The sequence below is a fragment of the Mucilaginibacter polytrichastri genome (assembly GCF_001911425.1).
In the GTDB taxonomy this organism is placed as follows: Bacteria; Bacteroidota; Bacteroidia; order Sphingobacteriales; family Sphingobacteriaceae; genus Mucilaginibacter; species Mucilaginibacter polytrichastri.
Genome location: NZ_MPPL01000001.1, coordinates 4518077 through 4520079, shown reverse-complemented (window position 1 = coordinate 4520079; position 2003 = coordinate 4518077). Strand labels below are relative to the sequence as shown.

At 41.4% G+C, this 2003-nt stretch carries 2 protein-coding genes; both read left to right on the top strand.

Annotated features, from left to right (window positions below; translation table 11 throughout):
* Positions 1-114 precede the first annotated feature (114 nt).
* Positions 115-996, top strand: coding sequence for an AraC family transcriptional regulator (locus tag RG47T_RS19380; protein ID WP_139235733.1), 882 nt, complete (start codon positions 115-117; stop codon positions 994-996).
* Positions 997-1071: 75 nt separating this feature from the next.
* Complete coding sequence (locus RG47T_RS19375; RefSeq protein WP_074491100.1) at positions 1072-1788, top strand: ferredoxin reductase domain-containing protein; 717 nt, start codon at positions 1072-1074, stop codon at positions 1786-1788.
* Positions 1789-2003 lie beyond the last annotated feature (215 nt).

Genomic DNA, 2003 nt, shown 5'->3' with positions numbered 1-2003 from the left:
TATCTATTTAATAATTTAGATTAATCTAAATTATTATTTATGTATATCTAATTTATATAATATTGTTTGAAGCTTGATGAATATTTGGGTGTTATAATTTTTACATTTGAGCATATGAAAGATATCCCGGTACATCAGTTAAAAGACAGGGCAAACCCGGCCGGGTTCGAGATCAAGTATTTTTCACCTGGCAGTATGCGTAAGGAAATGGAACTGTTAGGAGATGATGTGGATGATCATTACCTGGGGGCGCATAGGGATGACCATTACCTTTTCTTTTTGCTCGAGAAAGGCAATGCCTCACTCATGATTGATTTTCAGACGCTGCCATTCGGTAAAAACTCACTTTACTATGTATTGCCGGGACAGGTACATCACAGTATAAAAAATGAGATAGTTTATGGCTGGTTCATTGCGGTTGATACCATGCTGATATCAACCGATTATCGGAATGTTTTTGAGACACAGTTAAAACTACAGCAACCTCATTTATTGGATGATAAGCAATTACAGCAATGTAAGAGTATACTCAGTTTATTGCTTGAAAAATACGATAGCGATGTAAAAAGTTCGTTTTATATACCTGTGGTACATTCGCTATTACAGTCATTTATTGGTATGGTTGCCTGTTACTACAGCCAGGTAAATAATACAGGTATGCAGCTAAGCCGGCCGCTACAATTATCGCAGCAGTTTAAGCAATTGCTGGGCAGGCATATCCGGACCATTAAAAGTCCGTCTGCTTATGCGGGCATGCTTAACGTTTCAGAATCGTACCTTAATGAAGCGCTGAAAAAGGCTACAGGTTTTTCTGTAAGTTACTGGATAGCCCAGGAGGTAGTGATGGAAGCTAAACGCCTGTTATATTACAGCGAGCTTAATGTAAAGCAAATTGCACACCATCTGGGTTATGAGGATCATACCTACTTCTCCCGGTTATTTAAGAAAACTGCCAATGAAACGCCTTTGGAGTTTCGTGCCCAGAACCGTAAATAGTCTAATCAATACCCCGGATTTTCCATTGTTTCGGGCTTTTAGTGGATGTTTCTTTGTACTGTTAAAACATAGTACATGGAAACATCCACTTTAAGTAAGATAAAAGGCAGGGCAGCAAAATTACTGGAAGGCCGCATGCTGCACGCCGGCACTGTGCTGGAGGTGAGGCACTGGCAGCCCTGCACCATGCTTGAAATTGACTTGCATTTACCCATAGCTGATATGGCACAATGGGCCGAAAATATACCTTACATTAAATTTAAAGTCGCCGATTTTACCTTTCGCGATTATACCCCATCCGGCTGGGATGCCGAAACCTGCACCTGCACCATTTTTGTTGATGCTGCGCACAACGGGCCGGGTAGTTTGTGGGCGCGTAATTTGCAAAAAGGGGATAATATTAGCTACATTAAAGTAGGTGTTACCCGGCATTGCCCGTTAGGTACATCAACAATTATTGGTTTGGGCGATGAAAGCAGCCTGGGGCATTTGCTGGCACTGCAACAAACAGTTATACCAAGCGGCCGTTTTACCGGTGCCATTGTTATGGCCAATGAAGGGCATCGTAAATTATTGGGCGAATACTTCCCGTCGCCCTTAGCGCCTATTGCGCGCTACGATACTTACGGGCATCATAGTTTAATAGAGTGGCTGGTTAATCAACACTACAGTTTAGATAATACGCTGTTTTACCTGGCCGGCAATAATACAATGGTAGATCAGCTGCGTAAATTATTGAAACAGCAAGGCTATGCTTCCGGGCAAATCAAGGCACAGGGGTTCTGGTCGTAAGGGCTACGGTAAGGTTGCCCAATGTATTAAGCTTGCTACTTATAGTGGCAGGCTTTTTTTATTGGCATAAAAATCATATTTATGTATCTGCAATCTTATAAACCTAACTTCATGTCAGTAAAAAATAAATTACTTACCGGTATTATAGCCATATGCACTACGGTTATGAGTGTGGCTTCGGTACAGGCCCAAAACACTTTTAAAGTTGATAAGAC